Source organism: Vibrio sp. V15_P4S5T153 (assembly GCF_963874485.1).
Lineage (GTDB): Bacteria > Pseudomonadota > Gammaproteobacteria > Enterobacterales > Vibrionaceae > Vibrio > Vibrio anguillarum.
The window spans coordinates 500,503-520,780 of the sequence record NZ_CAWNHR010000011.1 but is presented as its reverse complement, the minus strand read 5'-3'; the positions used below and the strand labels follow the sequence as shown (position 1 = coordinate 520,780).

At 44.1% G+C, this 20,278-nt stretch carries 16 protein-coding genes; 10 read left to right on the top strand and 6 right to left on the bottom strand.

The window, feature by feature from the left end; genetic code table 11:
* Positions 1–28: 28 nt before the first annotated feature.
* Positions 29–1,270, bottom strand: coding sequence for an iron-containing alcohol dehydrogenase (locus AACT42_RS04315; RefSeq protein WP_094133527.1), 1,242 nt, complete (start codon positions 1,268–1,270; stop codon positions 29–31).
* A 294-nt stretch (positions 1,271–1,564) separates the two neighbouring features.
* On the opposite strand from AACT42_RS04315, the gene AACT42_RS04310 reads away from it, so the two are divergent.
* Together AACT42_RS04310 and AACT42_RS04305 are read left to right on the top strand one after the other, a co-directional pair.
* On the top strand, positions 1,565–1,831 hold the full coding sequence (locus AACT42_RS04310; protein ID WP_094133528.1) for a GrxA family glutaredoxin: 267 nt from the start codon (positions 1,565–1,567) through the stop codon (positions 1,829–1,831).
* 185 nt (positions 1,832–2,016) lie between these two features.
* Positions 2,017–3,699, top strand: coding sequence for an aspartate:alanine antiporter (locus AACT42_RS04305; protein WP_013857120.1), 1,683 nt, complete (start codon positions 2,017–2,019; stop codon positions 3,697–3,699).
* 230 nt (positions 3,700–3,929) lie between these two features.
* Here AACT42_RS04305 and tnpA read toward each other — a convergent pair whose 3' ends face one another.
* Positions 3,930–4,316: an IS200/IS605 family transposase gene (gene tnpA / locus AACT42_RS04300; RefSeq protein ID WP_094183099.1), complete on the bottom strand. Its 387-nt coding sequence runs from the start codon at positions 4,314–4,316 to the stop codon at positions 3,930–3,932.
* A gap of 259 nt (positions 4,317–4,575) precedes the next feature.
* Between tnpA and AACT42_RS04295 the strand changes: the two genes are divergently transcribed.
* Positions 4,576–5,679 (top strand): phosphoribosylaminoimidazolesuccinocarboxamide synthase, encoded by a 1,104-nt coding sequence (locus AACT42_RS04295; protein WP_094131762.1) that lies wholly within the window; start codon positions 4,576–4,578, stop codon positions 5,677–5,679.
* Between the two features lie 50 nt (positions 5,680–5,729).
* On the opposite strand, the gene AACT42_RS04290 is transcribed toward AACT42_RS04295, so the two are convergent.
* A complete protein-coding gene (locus AACT42_RS04290; protein WP_026028036.1) occupies positions 5,730–6,107 on the bottom strand; it encodes a hypothetical protein in 378 nt (125 codons plus the stop codon).
* Between the two features lie 438 nt (positions 6,108–6,545).
* Here AACT42_RS04290 and AACT42_RS04285 point away from each other — a divergent pair, with 438 nt between their 5' ends.
* The 3 genes from AACT42_RS04285 (at position 6,546) to AACT42_RS04275 (ending at position 9,341) form a co-directional block, all read left to right on the top strand.
* The gene (locus tag AACT42_RS04285; protein ID WP_017044631.1) at positions 6,546–8,234 is read left to right on the top strand and encodes an NAD-dependent malic enzyme; all 1,689 of its coding nucleotides are present in this window, start codon (positions 6,546–6,548) and stop codon (positions 8,232–8,234) included.
* A 61-nt stretch (positions 8,235–8,295) separates the two neighbouring features.
* Positions 8,296–8,619 carry a DUF3392 domain-containing protein gene (locus AACT42_RS04280; protein ID WP_088721142.1) on the top strand — a complete coding sequence of 108 codons (324 nt, stop codon included), beginning with the start codon at positions 8,296–8,298 and terminating at the stop codon, positions 8,617–8,619.
* Positions 8,592–9,341: a SanA/YdcF family protein gene (locus AACT42_RS04275; protein WP_174223849.1), complete on the top strand. Its 750-nt coding sequence runs from the start codon at positions 8,592–8,594 to the stop codon at positions 9,339–9,341. Before AACT42_RS04280 ends, AACT42_RS04275 begins: the two co-directional genes overlap by 28 nt.
* A 55-nt stretch (positions 9,342–9,396) precedes the next feature.
* On the opposite strand, the gene AACT42_RS04270 is transcribed toward AACT42_RS04275, so the two are convergent.
* Entirely contained in the window at positions 9,397–10,635 is a 1,239-nt protein-coding gene (locus AACT42_RS04270; protein ID WP_094131763.1) for a cysteine desulfurase-like protein, read from the bottom strand.
* Positions 10,610–11,266 carry a 2OG-Fe dioxygenase family protein gene (locus AACT42_RS04265; protein ID WP_029189735.1) on the bottom strand — a complete coding sequence of 219 codons (657 nt, stop codon included), beginning with the start codon at positions 11,264–11,266 and terminating at the stop codon, positions 10,610–10,612. The genes AACT42_RS04270 and AACT42_RS04265 overlap by 26 nt, the downstream gene beginning before the upstream one ends.
* Positions 11,267–11,786: 520 nt before the next feature.
* Between AACT42_RS04265 and AACT42_RS04260 the strand changes: the two genes are divergently transcribed.
* From AACT42_RS04260 to cydC, 4 genes are all read left to right on the top strand, one after another.
* A complete protein-coding gene (locus AACT42_RS04260) occupies positions 11,787–13,817 on the top strand; it encodes a GGDEF domain-containing protein (protein WP_094131764.1) in 2,031 nt (676 codons plus the stop codon).
* Positions 13,818–13,950: 133 nt separating this feature from the next.
* Complete coding sequence (trxB, locus tag AACT42_RS04255; protein WP_026027123.1) at positions 13,951–14,910, top strand: thioredoxin-disulfide reductase; 960 nt, start codon at positions 13,951–13,953, stop codon at positions 14,908–14,910.
* 137 nt (positions 14,911–15,047) lie between these two features.
* The gene (gene cydD, locus AACT42_RS04250) at positions 15,048–16,835 is read left to right on the top strand and encodes a heme ABC transporter permease/ATP-binding protein CydD (protein ID WP_094131765.1); all 1,788 of its coding nucleotides are present in this window, start codon (positions 15,048–15,050) and stop codon (positions 16,833–16,835) included.
* The gene (gene cydC / locus AACT42_RS04245) at positions 16,828–18,549 is read left to right on the top strand and encodes a heme ABC transporter ATP-binding protein/permease CydC (protein ID WP_094131766.1); all 1,722 of its coding nucleotides are present in this window, start codon (positions 16,828–16,830) and stop codon (positions 18,547–18,549) included. The genes cydD and cydC overlap by 8 nt, the downstream gene beginning before the upstream one ends.
* Positions 18,550–18,690: 141 nt before the next feature.
* Here the strand turns inward: cydC and AACT42_RS04240 are convergent, their stop codons facing one another.
* A complete protein-coding gene (locus AACT42_RS04240; RefSeq protein WP_094124102.1) occupies positions 18,691–20,181 on the bottom strand; it encodes a putative bifunctional diguanylate cyclase/phosphodiesterase in 1,491 nt (496 codons plus the stop codon).
* Positions 20,182–20,278 lie beyond the last annotated feature (97 nt).

The window sequence follows — 20,278 nt, the reverse complement described above, 5'->3', positions numbered from 1 at the left end:
AACGGAGCTCAATTGCTCCGTTTTTTTATCAACTTTGCTTGCTACTTTCAGGCGCGACTGGATCATGCCTAACTTCTACCTGATTGGATGAATTCGGTTGCCACTCCTCACACTCACCTTGGCACTCGCAAACTTGATTTAATATATGGATTAACCTTTCTTGTGTTAAAGGCAAAGGGTTACCTTTAATCGCGACCGACTTTAAAGCATCTAACGCCACGCGATCAAACGAGGTATTGCACACACCAAACTGGTTGAGTTTAGGCAGTTGCAACTTATCTAACATCATTTTCACCCACAGCACGCCATCTTCAACGTGAACATTTGTTCTGCCAGTCACAATTTGAGCGATTTTTTTATAACGTGTAAGTACATCATTTCGCCCTGCTTTTTGCGCTGCTCGAATGTTTTCTCGCATAACATGAGGGGCCAAACGCGCCGTGATCACGCTGTGTGGAGCATCAAGTTTCCCTCCCAATGCCGATGCCAAGCCATGTGCCGCGCCAAGTTTTGCATTGGTAATCGCCATTCCTCCAAGCATTGCTGCAAAAGAGAGATCCGCTCGCGCTTTATGATCATCTTTTCGGCACGCTGGCAATATAGAACGACTGAGTTTGCGCAGCCCCTCTTCACAGACCATATCGGTGAGTGGATTGGGTTCACCACACACATAGGCTTCCATTAAATGCGTAAAAGCATCCATTGCGCCTCTGCCAGATGTGTAACTGTCGGTACCATAGGTCAACGTGGGGTCAACAATCGCAACATCTGCCAGCATATCTGGGCTGCGCAAGCTTACTTTTACTTTGTCTTGTCCCGATTTCAACACGGCATTACGCGTGACTTCGGATCCCGTACTGGCGGTGGTTGGAATAGCAATAAATGGCAGCGGTTTTGTCTTTAACGGCACATTTCGGCCAACCACTTCCACATAATCATAAACGTTACCTTGGTTAGGAATGATTGCCGCGAGTGCCTTGCCCATATCAATCACACTACCGCCACCAATAGCAACGACCATGTCCGGTTGAAAACGTCGGCCTAAAATGGCCGTTTCCTCCACCATGGTAATATTAGGTTCACCAACAATAGCTACATGCTGATAGCGCATATTCTGCATTTTCAGGTATTGAACAATAGGGGAAGCTCGTTGTTGTTCTTTTCCCGAAACCAGCAGTACGCTATAACCATATTGGTTGAGAACAGAAAGTGAATTCAATAACGCTCCTTCTCCAAAAATGATCCGCGTCGCCGTCATAAATTGGAACATGAATAACTCCCTTTTCTCTCATCTAGATTAGCTCTGTTTAGAGTGCACCTATCGTTAAAAAAATTTTTTGATGCAGTGCAATGTGGAGCAAATAACCACATAAAAAACACAAGTTTATGCGGCATGTCACAGCCAAGCCATTGTTGATCTATTCCCAACACCATCGAGAGGTAAGCTTGCTTTGATTAAGGAATAAGCAATAGCTTTTACCTATTGAAGTAACTGGTGAATGCCACTTTATTTCCGACCTTGAATCGGGCATAGTTGCATGCAACAAGAATGAAGGAGAAAGCTATGTTCGTTGTTATTTTTGGCCGCCCTGGTTGCCCCTACTGTGTTCGCGCAAAAGAACACGCTGAAACATTGAAATTAAAACGCGATGATTTTAACTACCGTTATGTCGATATTCACGCGGAAGGCATCAGCAAAGATGATTTAGAAAAGACAGTGGGTAAACCAGTTGAAACTGTGCCACAAATCTTTATTGATCAAGAACACATCGGTGGTTGCACTGATTTCGAAGCTTATGCGAAAGAACATTTAGGCTTATTCGACGAATAAAACCAAGAAACATAAAAACCCGCTGATTTTTAGCGGGTTTTTGCTATTTATAGATAAATGGCTCTTTCTCTCAAATTAAGTCAATGAAATGTCAATTGTCACAAATTTCACTTATCTTTTTGCAATATTCAGATACAATTCCCACACTTTACCTACCCCACTTGGCACACATAACGAGTTGAGCCGTGAATATCGACGTCGTACTTTTGCTTGATCAGAACCCTATTCTTCTTATTTTTGTTGTCTTAGCGATTGGCCTTGGTTTTGGCAAAATTCGTTTTGGTAGCTTACAACTGGGCAACTCTATTGGGGTGTTAATTACATCACTCATCATGGGGCACCTTGGTTTTTCCTTCAATGCTGAAGCCTTAACCATAGGTTTCATGCTGTTCATTTACTGTGTCGGCATTGAAGCTGGCCCTAACTTTTTTGGCATATTTTTCCGTGACGGAAAACATTATCTCATCTTAAGTTTAGTGGTGCTCATTACCGCCACTTGGATTACCTATTTTGGCAGTTATTATCTCGGCCTCGATTTTGGCTTAGCTGCTGGTATGATGGCAGGCGCATTAACCTCCACCCCCGTATTAGTAGGCGCACAAGATGCGTTAAACTCCGGGCTAGCCACCATTCCAAGAAATATGGATTTATCCCTTATTTTAGATAATGTTTCGGTGGGTTATGCGATGGCTTATTTAATTGGTCTTATCAGTATGATCATGTTTGCCAAGTTACTGCCTAAGTTGCAAAAACAAAACCTCTCTGATTCTGCTCAACAGATTGCTCAAGAGCGTGGTTTGGGTGGCAGCGGTCAACGCAAAGTCTATTTACCCATCATCCGTGCCTATCGTGTTGGTCAAGAGTTAATCAACTGGATTGATGGGCGCAATTTACGTGAGCTTGGTATTTATCGTCAAACGGGTTGTTATATTGAACGCATTCGACGGAATGGTATTCTTGCCCATCCTGACGGTGATGCCATCTTGCAAGAAGGGGATGAAATTGCACTGGTTGGCTTCCCTGACAGCCATGCAAGGCTAGACCCTAGCTTTCGAAATGGCAAAGAGGTGTTTGATCGCAACCTACTTGATTTGCGCATCTCTGAAGAGGAAATCGTCGTAAAAAGTGACAGTATTGCCGGTAAACGCCTATCGGATCTGAATTTATCCGAATATGGCTGTTTCCTGAACCGAGTAATACGAGCACAAATTGAAATGCCGATGGACTTAGACATTGTGCTTGCCAAAGGTGATGTGCTGCAAGTCAGTGGTGAAAAAAGCCGTGTTCAAGGCTTGGCCGATAAGATAGGTTTCATCTCTATCCATAGTCAAATGGCCGATTTACTCGCCTTTTGTAGCTTCTTTATTCTCGGCATTTTGTTTGGTTTGATCACCATGACCTTTGGACAAGTCTCCTTCGGTTTAGGCAACGCGGTTGGGCTACTGCTTTCTGGCATTATGCTTGGTTTTTTACGAGCCAACCACCCCACTTTCGGCTATGTACCGCAAGGGGCATTAAATATGGTGAAAGACCTAGGTTTGATGTTCTTTATGGTAGGCATTGGCTTAAGTGCTGGCGGGAAAATGTTCCAGCACCTCTCAGAAGTGGGCGTACAAGTGATCGGCCTTGCATTTTTAGTCAGCGTGGTGCCAGTCGTCTTTGCCTATTTGGTCGGTGCGTACATTTTGAAAATGAACCGCGCGCTTCTATTTGGTGCGATTATCGGTGCACGAACTTGCGCACCAGCGATGGATATCGTTAACGACTACGCAAAATCGACCATTCCCGCATTGGGTTATGCTGGCACCTATGCTATCGCCAATATACTGATGACACTGACAGGAACTATTTTAATTTTACTCAGCTAAACCTAATAATCCTCAGTGCTACTCGCTCAAAGTCACATGTGTGGCTTTGGGCGAGCCATCGCCCCTCTATTTACTTCGCTTTTATCTCAATGTTTGCCGCTTTATCGGCTCAGAACTGCATCTTTTCTCCTGGATTCAACTCACCACTGCTTAATTTTTCAAGTAAAAATCCGCCTTCTTAGAAGGCGGCTTTGGTTTATAGCCCCCTATAAGGGGGCATCCCTGCACTGCTAGTTTATCTTCAACTCTAACTGCGCCTCATATTCTTGATCTTTCTTGTCTTGGTGCCTTACGTAACGCCTGATGATTTCTTCATTCACACCAACTGTGTCAACAAAGTATCCCCTTGCCCAAAAATGATTACCCCACAGTTTCTTTCTTATATGTGGGAACTTGTTAAACANTTTTGGTGGAACTATCACAACCAAGTGAACGTGATCCGGCTGAACATTTAATTCCAAAACTTCACAATCTTTCATATTGCACAAAATATAGATTGAGCGATAAAGCTCCTTACCTACATTCCCTTTCAAGATCTTAAATCTGTATTTCGGAGTCCAAACTATATGGTATTTGCAACGCCAATATACATGTGATGAACTTCTATAATCGCCCATGTTTTTAGTTTCCTCTTACTTGTGGTGAATAAGAGGTTTACTTCTAGCATGGGCACTCCTTCGGGCAATAGCCCCAAGGTTCAATCACCACCGCCCAAGGCGGTGGTTTAGGGATGACAACAAAAGGCAATCGTTTGCTTTTTATCTGGCAGCAGAAAATAGTTCTGGTATGATGCGCACAGTTTATCGATATCCTTACTAGCGTTGAGCTAAGCGATATCTTCTCTGTATGACGTTTGAAAAAGATAGGAATGCCTAAATGAGCCTTGCTGATCAAATCCTTGCCGTCAATGACGACCTCCCAATTCGCACTCACCAACCTGTTCATAGCGGCAAAGTTCGCTCTGTTTATTGGCTAACTCCAGAAGATAGCCAGCGTTTGATCAAAGAAAAAGGTTACAACGTTGCTCCTGATGCACCTTTAGCCATTATGGTAATCAGTGACCGTATTTCCGCTTTTGATTGTATCTGGCATGCCGAAGGTGGCATCAAAGGTGTACCAGGTAAGGGCGCGGCATTAAACGCGATTTCAAACCACTGGTTTAAGCTATTTCAAGAGAGCGGGTTAGCCGATAGCCATATTTTAGATATTCCCCATCCTTTTGTATGGATTGTGCAAAAAGCCAAGCCAATCAAAATTGAAGCGATTTGTCGCCAGTATATTACTGGTTCAATGTGGCGTGCTTACGAAAAAGGTGAACGAGATTTTTGTGGTATTCAATTACCAGAAAGCTTGCAGAAAGATAAAAAACTGCCCGAACTGCTCATTACACCATCAACCAAAGGCATCTTAAAAGGCATTCCCGGCGTTCCAGAAGCCGATGATGTCAATATCTCACGTCATAATATTGAAGAGAATTTTGCCGCTTTTAACTTCAGTCGTGTCGAAGATATTGCCTTGTACGAAAAGCTATTAAAAGAAGGCTTCGGCGTCATTAGCCATGCACTCTGCCAAGTAGAGCAAATTTTCGTCGATACCAAGTTTGAGTTTGGTTATGTCACCGATGCCAACGGCGTTGAGAAACTCATTTATATGGATGAAGTGGGTACGCCGGACTCTTCTCGCATCTGGGACAGCGCTGCCTATCAGCAAGGACGTATTGTGGAAAATTCGAAAGAGGGTTTTCGTCAATTCTTGCTCAACTACTTCCCTGACCCAGATATTTTACTCAACAAAGAACGGATGGTTGAGCGAGAAGCGCTTGCACGTGATAATGCGCTGCCTTTGGCTGCATTAATGGATATTTCCAACACCTATCTTGCGATTGCAGAGAAAATTGTTGGCCAACCGATCGTATTAAGCCAAAACCCAAAGCAAGAGATCATTACGATCCTGCGTTCTCAATATGGCTTGATTGACTAGCACTCAACAATAACGGGGCATTAAATATGCCCCGTTATCTGTTTATACCCTTACAGGGTGATAAGAAATTCATCTGGTTTTGTATTTTTTATCAAAGATTGGCTTTTATTTTGAATCAATTGGATCTGTTCAGAATCCAACGCATACGGCATTACTAATTTTAGCTCTTCAATCCCCTCTAATTTCGCCAATCTCACCAGTGAAATTAAATTCGCTTCATCACTACGGCGTGTTGATAACGACTTCAACGCCATTTCCCATAGGCGATCCTCTGGGCTTGATAATTCTTTAATGCTGTCTTTCCATACCGTACCAAAAATCGGTGCAAATGACGTCATGGCTTCGAGGAATGTCCATTTCTTATTACATGACGCACCAAGAAATGTAGTGTAATCAAACACCACCCGTCTCCTTTCTTGTGTATTCATTTTGTCCCCCGACAAATTGGCAGCACACTGTACTCAATATCATCCATGATTGTTCATATAGCAATAGGATATAAAAAAACAGTCTTTTATGCCTTAAAACCGAATGGATTGGCTATATCAAAACCAGGTTTGTAACAAGGTATAAACAGACTTACTGACATATGTGTCTGATTGATTAATATTTCAAACCGTGAACAAAAAGTCGCTTTATCACTTAAAGTGATCATCGCTCAACACTACTTTTGAAATCTCTGCTTAAGGAGACCAATAGACAAAAATGTGTACATTGGCGCCCTCAGCAATTAACACGGAGAATTCTACCGTTTTTATCGGCATTCTTCAGTATTCTGTGCCATGTGTCGCCGCTCGTCTATTTACAATCTCATGAGTAAACCGTTATCATTTTTGAGTTCCCTTCTACCCTAAAATAGGCCGACAATGAATAATGATAAACGCCCTCTTTATATTCCCTATGCGGGCCCCGCTCTACTCAGCACGCCTTTGCTCAATAAAGGCAGTGCATTTTGTGCTGAAGAGCGCAGTTCCTTCAACTTAGAAGGCCTGCTTCCTGAAACGACGGAAACGATACAAGAACAAGTTGTTCGCGCATACCAACAATACTGCAGCTTTGAAAGTGATATGGATAAGCATATCTATCTGCGTAATATTCAAGATACTAACGAAACCTTATTCTATCGTTTAGTACAAAACCACATCACTGAGATGATGCCCATCATCTACACACCAACGGTGGGTGCCGCGTGTGAAAACTTTTCAAATATTTATCGTCGCGGCCGCGGTCTGTTCATTTCCTTTCCGAATCGAGATCGCATCGATGACTTACTCAATAATGCAGCGAACCATAACGTAAAAGTTATCGTAGTGACCGATGGTGAACGCATTCTCGGCTTGGGCGACCAAGGAATTGGTGGCATGGGTATTCCTATCGGCAAACTGGCACTTTATACCGCATGTGGTGGTATTAGCCCTGCTTATACTTTACCGGTCGTGCTCGATGTTGGAACCAATAACCCACAGCGCTTGGCTGACCCGATGTACATGGGCTGGCGTCACCCTCGAATTACTGGGGCTGAATATGATGCATTTGTAGAAGAGTTCATCCAAGCGGTGCAACGTCGCTGGCCTGATGCACTAATCCAATTTGAAGATTTTGCACAAAAGAACGCAATGCCACTATTAGAGCGTTATAAAAACCGTATTTGTTGTTTTAACGATGACATTCAAGGCACTGCGGCGGTAACTGTAGGTTCGCTATTGGCCGCATGCAAAGCCGCGGGCAGTCAACTCTCCGAGCAGCGTATCGCTTTTCTTGGTGCGGGCTCTGCAGGCTGTGGTATTGCCGAAGCAATCATCGCGCAAATGGTGTCAGAAGGTATTTCAGATGCTCAAGCTCGTTCTCAAGTCTATATGGTTGACCGCTGGGGTCTGCTGCAAGAAGGAATGCCTAACCTACTTGATTTCCAACAGCGCCTCGTGCAAAAAAACAAAGACACGCATGATTGGAACACAGAAGGTAATGGTTTCTCATTATTGGAAGTAATGAAAAATGGCAAGCCAACGGTGTTGGTCGGTGTTTCTGGGGCTCCGGGATTATTCAGTGAAGAGATTATCACAGAGATGCATAAACACTGCCCACGCCCGATTATTTTCCCACTATCGAACCCAACCAGCCGTGTTGAAGCGACGCCCAATGACATTATCCGTTGGACCAACGGTGAAGCACTCGTCGCCACAGGCAGCCCGTTTGCTCCCGTGTTGCATAACGGTAAAACCTACCCAATTGCACAATGCAACAATAGCTATATTTTCCCTGGTATCGGCTTAGGCGTACTGGCGGTCAATGCTCGTCGAGTTACTGATGAGATGCTGATGGAATCAAGCCGCGCACTCGCCAACTGTTCACCTCTGGCGCTTAATGGGCATGGTGCGTTACTTCCACCACTGGAAGCCATTCACTCCGTTTCCAAGAAAATTGCGTTTGCGGTAGCGAAAAAAGCAATTGAGCAAGGCGTTGCACTGGAGATCCCAGATGATGTGTTAGAAACCGCCATTGAGCAGCATTTTTGGCAGCCAGTATACCGCCGCTACAAACGCACTGCTTTCTAAGCTCCTACTCTGCTGCCCCTAAGCTTCGGCTGATGTTTAGGGGCTTTTTCTGTGAGTCAATATGATGAACTTTTTAGCGCCCGCAGGGCATTACTTATCACCGTATTTAACGGAGATATCAACTGCATTTATCGCTTGTTTGCTCGTGATGCTCGGTGGAGAGATTAACGCCGCGATGCGCAAGCTAATGCGCAACCAACACTTTGTCGTTCGCACATTTACGTTTATATTGATTAACGCTTTCGGCTACGGTTTGGTGATCATCAAAGCGAGCCCTTACCTTGCTCGGACACTTTCGCAGTTAGAATCAGGCATGATGTTTAGCATTATTATGCTCTGCTTTATTGCTATCGGGATCTGGGCACAAAGGAACCGTCAAATTTAGTGTTAAAATTTTCATCTTCAAATCACTCTCGCCCTGTTTGGAAAAAGCGGGTTCACACGCTGCTTCGCTACGTGTCTATACTGTTGTTCATTTCAAGCCTTTTTGTGCTTGGCATTGATCGCTGGGTCAGTTGGCAGGCCGAAAAACAAATCGTCACCGAGCAAAATCAAGTCGGTCAATTCCAAGTCGCTGTTGTACTTGGAACCAGTAAGTACTTGGGCAAGACGCTCAATGACTATTATACCCACCGAATTGAAGCCGCGATCGCTTTGTATGAACAAGGCAAGGTAAAAGGATTTTTACTCAGTGGTGATAATGCTCACCGTTCGTACAATGAACCGTGGACGATGAAACGCGATCTGCTGCGCGCAGGGATCCCGAGTGAACATATTTACTTAGATTATGCAGGGTTTCGTACTTTGGACTCCATTGTTCGCGCAAAACGTATCTTCGAAACCGACAATTTTTTGATCATTTCTCAACAATTTCATTGTGAGCGAGCACTCTTTATTGCCAACTACCATAACATTAATGCTCAGTGTTTAGCGGTTGCAGGGCCAACAACTCGTTCTGGTTTTAAAGTGAGGCTGCGTGAGGTCTTTGCTCGTACGAAAGCATTTTTAGATCTCTATATCACGAATACTCAACCTAAATTTTTAGGTCCCAAAGAGCCAATTGTGATCGAAGAGTTACCCTTAGAGCCAACCGAAGATGAAAGCTAAAAGAGGCACTGCGCCCCAGAAACCTTTCCTTCGACAGATTTCCGGGCCGCTTTGGTTACGCTAATGTGGATAAGACATCAAACAAAGCGTCAATTTCACTGCGCGTGTTGTAGTGCATAAAACCGATACGGACAACTCCACCGCTGTTTTCAAGATCTAACTGACGCACTAAACCAAGCGCATAGAAATGCCCATTCCACACACAAATATTATGCTCGCCCAATGTTTTGGCCACAAATTCTGGGTGGTGATTAGCTAAGCGAATGGCAAAGGTCGGTGTACGTAGCTCACTGTTAGCCTTGATCAGGCCATAGAGCTTAGCCGAACTCAATCCTTTAAGTTTATACAGAAAATACTCACTTAATTGGCGTTCATGCTGGTTGTATTGAATGAAACTATCGATCAAACGCTCTCTTAACGAGCCACTCACGTCTCCCCATTGCGCCAAATATTCCACTGCAGCAATCACGCCAGCCAAACCTTCAAAACTCTGCGTACCCGTTTCAAAACGTCCCGGACCAATATTGGTTGCAGGTTCAACTTTGTAGGGTTTAAGTGCATGTAACCACTGCGAAGCGATATAAGCGATACCAACGTGTGGACCAAAAAACTTATATGCCGAACAGGTTAAAAAATCACAGCCTAATTCTTGTACATCAATCAAATGGTGCGGAGCATAGTGAACGGCATCCACATACACCATCGCGCCGACTTGATGCGCCGCATCCACAATGCGTTTAACATCGACAATAGATCCTGTGGTATTCGAAGCATAAGTGACCGCGACCAGCTTTGTTTTAGGATTGAGCAATGACAGTAAGTGCTCAATATCCAAAGTACAATCTTGTTGGTTCACCTTTACCTGGTGCACTGTAACGTGCTTATCCTGCGCCGCTTGCTGCCAACTGGAGACATTGGAGTAATGGTCAAGCGCAGTAACAATCACTTCATCGCCCGCTTGCCAATCTCGGCTAATGGCTCGACTTAGCTGAAAAGTCAACGAGGTCATATTCGCGCCAAATACAATATTTCCTGATGACTCAGCGTTCAGAAGCGCTTGCACCGACTCACGAGCCTGCTGCATTAAATCAGTGGTGATTTGGCTTGAAAAATAGTGTCCGCCCAAATTAGAGTTAAAATGGCCCAGATATTCACTCATTTTGTCTATTACCGACTTAGGTACTTGCGAGCCACCTGGACCATCTAAGAAACTCACTGACTTACCATGATATTTTTGCGACAAAGCACTAAACTGCGTACGCACTTTTTCAGGAGTGAAGATCATTTCGGCCATCCTTAGCGGTTAACACAAAAACATCCATATGACCTTCTTGCCCATGCTCAATCGAGCGAATAGGACAAGCGTTATGCCATAACTTACTGTCCGCGAGCATCGCAATCTCACCATTTTCTAACACTTTCCGAAAGAAAGGGGCTTCATGGCAGTCTTGATAAAGCATAATTTCACCGCCGACGATATTGTGGCGATTCACCCCCACCAACGCAATATGATCAAAACCATCTTGATGGACACCTTCTGGCGCGACTTGCGTCTCATCAAACACAGCAGCAATTCGGATCTGATGGATTTCAATCTCTTGCCCATTAGGCAGACCATTCGTACTCACAAACACCTCGCACACTTCTCTCATCCCCTCACTTTGTAACGTAGAGGGTAAAATAGGATCGAAATGACGCTTAATGTTGCCTTGAAAATGATTGATTTGATCGGTTTGCATAAAGTCATGCTTGTCCAACGCCTCGACTTTCCCTTTGCTAAATTGAACCACAGAGTAGCGCCGTAAACGATACTGACCATCAGCATGCTCCGTATGTGGTAATTGCGCAAAGGAGGGAGCAAGTTGTTGAATCGCTTTTTGACTTAATTGCGTAATCTGTAAAGTGTTTTCGTGTACAGCTAACATCACCAGCTCCTTAATTAAATGATTGGACACATTAAATTAACAATTAATTTACACTAAGGATACGCACTAATATTGCACATTCAAGTAAAAATGAATGTTATATCTGTATATGACTAGCAATATTAAATTTAATACTTAAATAATCACAAAAATAAGAATTAACATCCAATAGCGAGCATGAGACATAGCGATTTTTAGACAAGCTCACTACTTCAAGGTTAATAAGCCTTTAAAAACAATGAATTAACAACATTAGGATGATGTAGGAATGGTATGTAGACCATGAGTGGGTTTAAAGGAAATATCAGTAACTAATTTATCAGCTCGATTCGACTAAATTTAGCAAGTATTAATCCATGAGCCATATAGCATCTCATTAACTCGAAATTAGCACCATTTAAGTAGTAAGCCATGCCAAAAATTAGACTAAAGTTAATACTAGATCATCAAACTAATTGATATATTTGACTATTAAGACTTAGTTGAAACATCGCTCAACTGATAAGGAGATCCTCAACTCGTGAACTCTAGTATTAAAGTCACACTGTGGGCTTTCATCGCATTAGGTTTCAGTGTAATCAATGCCTATGCGGCTATGGATCCTAAAGATAAATTTCTCCAAGCATTGGAGGGCATTGAGCAGATCACCTATTCACTACCGATCAAGGCAAAAGCACAAATTAGTGAACTAGAAGAAGACTACATCATATTGTCACAGCCTTCCGCTCTCGTTGTACGTTACTATTTAGCCAAAGCAACTGTGTATGGGCTACTAGAGGAATATGATAGGAGCTTAGAAGCGGCACAATTAGGATTAAAGCGAACAGAACACACCAACGTTGAAACGCTCACTCTCAAACTAAGAGAGATTCAAGCTTTACGGCACCAAAAAGTCGACGTGTTGCCGAAACTTGACGCACTGTTAATTGAAGCAGGAAACGATCACAATGCACAAATCGAATCAGAAGTATTACTAGCTAAAAGTCTCTATTACCAAGAGCAAGGCGAGTTTAAAAAATCGTACGCCGCAATAATGACCTCAATTGATACAGCAAAATCCATTGATAACAAAGAGTTAATGGAGAGAATATCTCACGGTCTAGGTCAAATACTGGTTCAGCTACAAGATTTTGATCGTTCACAGCTGTTACTTGAAAATTCCTACAGTTACTTCAAGCAGCGTAAAATGTCTTATAGCCAATTGGTTAGCTTACTCGACATCTCTAAGTTGCAAGAGTCACGTAATCAAATCACGGCGGCGATCGAAACCTATAAAACCGCACTCAAGCTGGCACAAATACTGGGTGACGGGCGACATCGCTTTCGTATTAACATCGAACTTGCACGGCTTTATCGAGATACTAACAACCGAGATCAAATGCGCTTTTTCTTGAAAAAAGCAGAGGAACTGCAGTACAGAGAAAGCCAACCAGGCTACCTTGCCACTTTTCAGCTATTACAAACACAAGATCTATTGGAACAAAAACGCTACGGTGAAGTGATTGAATTTGTAGAACCACTCATTGCGCATATACAACAAAGATCAAATCTACTTATTCAACAGATAGAGTTGTTAAAAGTGGCAGCACAGGCTTATGCTGGGCAAAATAACTACAAACAAGCCTATGAAACTTATGATTTTTATCATTTACGATCGCTCACACTTCGCAATGTTGAACAGATAGAGAACTTACAGCGACAACAAATGTTGTTTGATCTTGAGCGTCTGCAATATGAAAATCAGGATCTAAACTGGAACAACGTACTTCAAAAGCTAGAAATTGAAAACCATCAGAAAACGTTTCATCTATTAGGTGAAATCGTCTTTTTCCTTGCTCTTGCATTAATCGGATTATTGGTCATATTTATCTGGGCCAACCGCTCTCGCATCAAAATGGGCATGCTTGCCAAAACGGACACCTTGACTGGCTTGTATAATCGACGCTACATGGAAGAACGATTTGCAAAACATCAATCCAAATCTTACCAAAATAGTAGCGAAGCGCTTATTAAACTCGCACAACGGATTTTGATGTGGCAACAGACTTGGTTCAAAGGTCAATCTTCACCTAAAAAAAACGCCGAACCATTCGACTCAGCGCAATTAGACGAACAGATCCAACATAATGAAGATGCAAAACCGATTAGCCTTATTTTGACCGATATTGATTATTTTAAAGTCATTAATGACACTTATGGTCACGCCTTCGGCGATCAAGTATTAGTGGAAATTGCGGCTATCTTTAAGTCATCGGTACGCTCTTCCGATGTTGTCGCTCGCTACGGTGGGGAAGAGTTTCTCATCTTACTACCCGACACTGACTTAAGCGTCGCTAGCGAAATTGCCGAAACCTTGCGCCGAAAAATTGAAGACCACGATTTTGTAACCGAATCACGAGAATCGGTATCCGTCACTTCAAGTTTTGGCGTGTTGACCGCAACGAATACTGATTTAGACCTCCAAGCATTGTGTGAAGAAGTCGACCAACTGCTTTATGCGGCTAAAGCCAGCGGCCGAAATTGCTTAAAAACACGTTGGCTGACTTATTAGCCAAGTCCCATCATTGCTTAGTTTGGCTATATAACGATTATTTCTAAGCTAGCCCATGTAATCGCTTTAATTGACTCGAGATATTCCCTACAATCGTGTTAAATTTTCGAGCATTTTCGATACTGGAGTCCCCATGAGCAACGTGAAACATTGCAAACTTCTTATTCTTGGTTCAGGCCCGGCTGGTTATACGGCAGCCGTTTACGCAGCTCGCGCTAACCTTAATCCAGTTCTCGTTACCGGTATGCAGCAAGGTGGCCAGTTAACGACCACTACAGAAGTAGAAAATTGGCCAGGAGACGCCGAAGGCCTCACGGGCCCTGCTTTAATGGAGCGGATGAAAGAGCATGCCGAGCGCTTCGAAACCGAGATTGTGTTTGATCATATTAATGAAGTTGATTTTTCACAGCGACCATTCCGCCTTAAAGGCGATAGTGCAGAATATAGCTGCGATGCTCTGATCATTTCAACAGGAGCATCCGCACGTTACCTAGGTTTAGATTCAGAAGAAGCCTTTAAAGGACGAGGAGTTTCCGCTTGTGCTACTTGCGATGGTTTTTTCTATCGTAACCAAAAAGTAGCCGTTGTAGGTGGCGGCAATACCGCTGTGGAAGAAGCGCTTTATCTATCTAATATTGCGGCACAAGTTCACCTCATCCACCGCCGTGATTCGTTCCGCGCAGAAAAAATTCTGATTAACCGTCTGATGGATAAAGTCGCAAGCGGCAATATAGTGCTACACACTGACCGTACCTTAGAGGAAGTCTTAGGTGATGAGACTGGCGTGACGGGTGTTCGTATGAAACATACCCAATCAGAAACGACAGAAGATCTGGACGTGATGGGCGTCTTTATCGCGATTGGTCACAAACCGAATACCGACATGTTTGCTGGTAAGCTAGAGATGAAAGAAGGCTATATCGTGGTCAGATCTGGCCTTGATGGTAATGCAACTCAAACTAGTATTGAAGGTGTGTTTGCTGCTGGTGATGTGATGGATCACAACTATCGCCAAGCGATCACTTCGGCAGGAACAGGTTGTATGGCCGCCTTAGATGCGGAACGTTACCTAGATAGCTTGAACGATAAGTAGGCATGAACGACAAGTAAGCAAAAGGTTATTTTCCAGTTTTATAACAAAACCCTACAGCCCGGTGGTATATCCATCGGGCTTTATTTTGTATACTACCGCCCTTCCGTTTACATAATAATTCTCATTAAGCCTTCAAAATGGATAAGAAAAAGCAACGTAGCTTGAATAATTGGCTCAAACAACAAAGTAAACTGGCAAAACGCTGGTTAATGATTGCTGTTGGCCTTGGCGTATTATCAAGTGTGTTTTTGCTGGCTCAGGCCGCACTCCTCGCCTCCATTCTGCATCAACTGATTATTGAACAAGTTGATAAAGCAGAGCTCATTCCCTATTTTCTTGGTTTGGTGGTGACGATTGCCGCACGTGCCGCGTGCGCATGGGGGCGTGAAATTGCGGGTTTTCGCTGCGGAGAGCAGATCCGCATTTATATCCGTCAGTTAATACTGGATAAAGTTCGCGAGTTGGGCCCTGCTTACATTAAAGGTAAGCCTGCCGGTGCATGGGCAACATTACTGCTTGAACAAGTCGAAAACATGCAGGACTTTTTTGCGCGCTATTTACCGCAGATGTCATTATCTGTGTTGATCCCGTTTATGATTTTGATTGTGGTCTTTCCCGTCAACTGGGCGGCGGGTTTGATCTTCTTAATCACCGCCCCCTTAGTGCCGCTGTTTATGGCCTTAGTCGGTATGAAAGCGGCCGATGCTAATCGTAAAAATTTCAAAGCTCTGCAGCGGTTATCTGGTCACTTTTATGATCGCCTGCAGTCGATGACTACAATACGCCTATTCAACCGCACACAAGCCGAAGCCGATCAGCTTAAAGGCGCTTCTGAAGTCTTTCGCACTCGCACAATGGATGTATTGAAAATCGCCTTTCTATCATCAGCAGTGTTAGAATTTTTCACCTCGATATCGATCGCCATCACCGCCGTTTACTTTGGTTTTAGCTTTATTGGCGAGTTGAATTTCGGCTACTACGGTACAGCCGTAACTCTATTTTCCGGCCTATTTATCTTGATCCTTGCGCCTGAGTTTTATCAACCATTACGTGATTTGGGCACCTTTTATCACGCCAAACAACAAGCTGTCGGCGCGGCTGAAAGCATTGTCGAGTTTTTGGAAACAGACATCAGCAAAGTGAAATCAGGATCTATCTCGCTCGACGGTGCACAGCAGATTGACATTGTAGCGCAAGATCTCGAAGTGTTTAGTCCAGAAGGAAAACGCTTGGTCGGCCCAATTTCATTTACGTTAGATAACCATTCAACCACTGCGCTTGTCGGGCCAAGCGGTGCAGGTAAAACCAGCTTAGTAAACGCCATTTTAGGCTTCATGCCTTACCAAGGCAGTTTGAAAATTAATGGTATTGAACTGAGCGATCTTGAGCATACCAGCTGGCGTAAGCAGATCAGTTGGGTTGGGCAAAACCCACTATTGGTGCACGGAACCATCGTTGAGAATATCAGCCTCGGCAAGCATGACATGAGTGACGAAGCGCTTCATTCGGCTTTAGACAATGCCTATGCAGCTGAATTTGTCGACAAACATGGTTTGGATTACGCCATCACCGATCGATCCGGTGGATTATCTGTCGGACAAGCTCAGCGAATTGCACTTGCGCGCGCGCTGCTACAAAACGGCAATTTTTGGCTACTTGATGAACCAACCGCCAGCTTAGATGCACGCAGCGAACAGTTAGTGATGCAAGGTTTGAACCGCCAAATTCAACACCACACCGCTTTAATCGTGACACACCAATTAGCACCATTAAAATCGGTGCAACAGATTTTGGTGATGCAAAATGGGGCGATAGTTCAAACAGGCGATTACAATACACTCAGCCAGCAAAAGGGGCTGTTTTACGATATGTTACAAGCTAATCAAGCGCTTGATGAAGCCAATAAGGGGAACCTTGATGCGTGATCTCATCCCTTACCTTAAATTGTATAAAAAGCACTGGTTTGGTTTATCTCTCGGTATGCTGCTGGCCTTTTTAACCCTGTTTGCCTCGATTGGTCTACTGACCTTATCCGGCTGGTTTTTATCCGCAGCGGCCATTGCTGGCTTAACCATTGCTCGTGAAACATTCAACTACATGCTACCGGGCGCGTTTGTACGTGGCTTTGCCATGGGACGTACTGCAGGACGTTGGGGTGAGCGTGTTGTCAGCCATAATGCTACATTCAAGCTGCTGACGGATCTGCGTATTTTCTTCTTCCAAAAACTCGCGCCACTGATCCCAGGTCGTATGTCAAACCTCAGAGACGCTGATTTACTCAACCGTCTAGTGGCAGATATCGATGCTATGGATCACGTCTATTTACGCTTAATCAGCCCAGTAACCGTGGGTGTACTGGGCATTAGTGCGTTAACGGCATTCTTATGTTGGTTCGACCCTGCCATTGGCTTAACCCTTGGTGCAATTCTTCTGACGCTACTGCTCGTGTGGCCTGTCCTCTTTTATAAACTGGGTCAGAGTAATGGTGCCGAGCTCACCCAGCACAAGGCGGATTTGCGTATTGCAACGCTTGACTGGTTGCAAGGCTACAGTGAACTGACCCTGTTTGGTGCAGAAAACCGTTACCGTGAAGCGATTCTTAGAGCGCAGCAAAAATTGCTGGTCAATCAATTGGCTAACGCTCATTTTTCTGGCCTTGCACAAGCACTGCTCATGCTCGCTAATGGCTGGACGCTTGTGTTAGTGATCTGGCTTGCCGCCGATGGTGTGGCAGGTAATCAACCCGACCCGATGATTGCACTGGTGGCTTTTGCAACTATGGCAAGTTTTGAGCTGCTGATGCCGATTGCTGGTGCATTTCAACATTTAGGGCAAACACTCACTTCTGCTCGCCGCCTCAACGATATTATTCTGGCTGAGCCTGAAGTCCAATTTCCTACCGCTTTAACTCAGCACTCAGGTCAATTCGATATTGAATTTTCAGACGTAACCTTTCACTATCCTGACAGCAGCCAAGATGTGTTACGCGGTGTCAATCTCCATATTCCCGCAGGGCATCGCGTTGCGATAGTGGGGCAAACAGGCTCTGGCAAATCAACCTTAATGCAATTGCTGTCACGCTATTGGGATCCACAGCAAGGTAGCGTGTCCATTGCAGGTACCCACTTAACAGCATGGAATGAGAGCGAACTTCGCCAAACCATCAGTGTGGTTAGCCAACGTGTAGATGTACTCAATGGCACGCTGCGAGACAACCTCGCGATGGCCAATCCAAGCGCAAACGATCAACAGCTAGCTCACGCCTTAACGCAAGTCGGTTTACATACTCTATTGGACGATCTAGGTTTGGACGCATGGCTGGGTGACGGCGGCCGTCAGCTCTCTGGTGGAGAGAAACGCCGCATCGGTATCGCGCGCGCGCTGCTCCACAACGGTTCAATTTTATTACTCGATGAACCCACGGAAGGCTTGGATAAACAAACAGAGCAGCAAATTCTGGCTCTGTTTCAACAGCATTTTGCGCATAAAACGGTCCTCTTTATTACTCACCGCTTGGTCGAGTTAGAAACAATGGATGCTATTTGCCTGATTGAACAAGGTGAAATCGTGGAATACGGTAGCCACCAAGCGTTATTGGCCAAACAAGGCCGCTATTTCCAACTACAGCAAACCTTGTAGCCATAGTTTGTCATTTGCTCGTAGTGCATGAGGGTGAAGAAGCTGCCTTACAAAGAAGCGGCAGTCAACCAAACTCGCTAAATACGTACCTCATCAGCTTAATAAGTACTGAGCGTACTACTCATTTTATAGGTGAGATTTTTAATTAATATTCAAAGATAGATGGTTAATAAGATCTTCCACTGGCATTGGGTGTCCTAGGTAGTAGCCCTGCACTTGTTGACAGCCCATTGTCTGCAAAATTTTCAATTGGTTGGCTGTCTCTACGCCTTCTGCCACAATATTGATGTCAAAACTTTGCGCCATAGCAATAATGGCATTCACTATCGTTCTTGAACGATCATCATGTTCTACTTCAGAGACGAAACTGCGGTCAATTTTGATTTCATCTACAGTAAGATCTTTGAGCATGGCAAGTGACGTATAACCCGTGCCAAAATCATCGATGGAAAAAGTAATCCCGTTAGATTGCAGATTAGAAATAATTTCAACACTCTTTTTCATATCGGTAAGCGTTGCTGTTTCCGTAATTTCAATGCGTATGTATGAGTTCAAATTCTCATGCTGCTGAATAAATCGCGTGAGTTCATACATCTCATCAGCATTATTGAACTCAGTCGCGGAGACATTAACAGCAACGTGTTTAATTTGTGTCCCCAATATTCCTGAACGCCCCAGCTCCTGCGATACTTTTCCAACCACAAATTTGGAGATAGCGCCCGTCAAGCCATTGTCCTCGGCTAGTGGGATAAAAACATCCGGCGGGATAGCGCCTTTAACAGGATGGTTCCAACGAATCAGTACTTCGACACCGTTGACTGTTAATGTTTTTAGGTCATATTTAGGTTGATATACAACCGTTAAGCTATCGTCGTCGATCGCTAAGCGCAGGTCGAGGACCATTTGCCGGCGCTGCATCGCTTTTTCTGTTAATGTTTTGTCATGATACTGAATGGCATTCTTTTGTTTCTTTGCAACATTAAGAGCCTCAGTCGCGGAAACCATCAGTTCTCTGGCACTGATACCATCGGCTGGGTAAATGGCAACACCTATGCAGCAAGTTGTTTCAATATTGTGTTGCTTGGCCCGATGGGTATACAGACGTTGGACGCTCCGAACATGAGAATCCATATCTACAGCGTCACTCAACTTTACAAAACTGGCAAACTGATCGGCATGTAAGCGCGATACTAATGAGCCGGGCAAAGCCATTTCGTTAATATCGTGAGCTAAATCCTGCAAAAATGCATCTGCACGCTCAAACCCCAGAGTTTCGTTGATACTTTTAAAATCGTCGACATCAAGGTAACAAAGAATAAATCGCTCATTAGACTTTAATTTTTTGATCGTTATATTGAGAGTACGCACAAACATACTAAGGCTGTGCAGCCCAGTGAGGCTGTCCATATCATTGGCTTTTTCTAGTAAGCGATTCCCTCTAAGCACCAACATGAGCAAAAGTAAGGCGGTAATAATGACAAACATCAACCCCTTATAGGTTTGAGCGAGAGCGCGCAACTGGGCGTTATCTAGCAATAATTCGACTGTCATATCCGAGAATAATATCCAGAGCACGGCAAATGTTGCGTAGATAAGTGCCACTTTAACGGCTGAGATGCCTGCTCTATCCATGTTTAACTGACTCCAAATGTACCCGCTTATGATCGTAACATTGTAGCATCACTAAAATTTAGTCAACCATACATGCCACATGTAGCCTGTTTCTTCA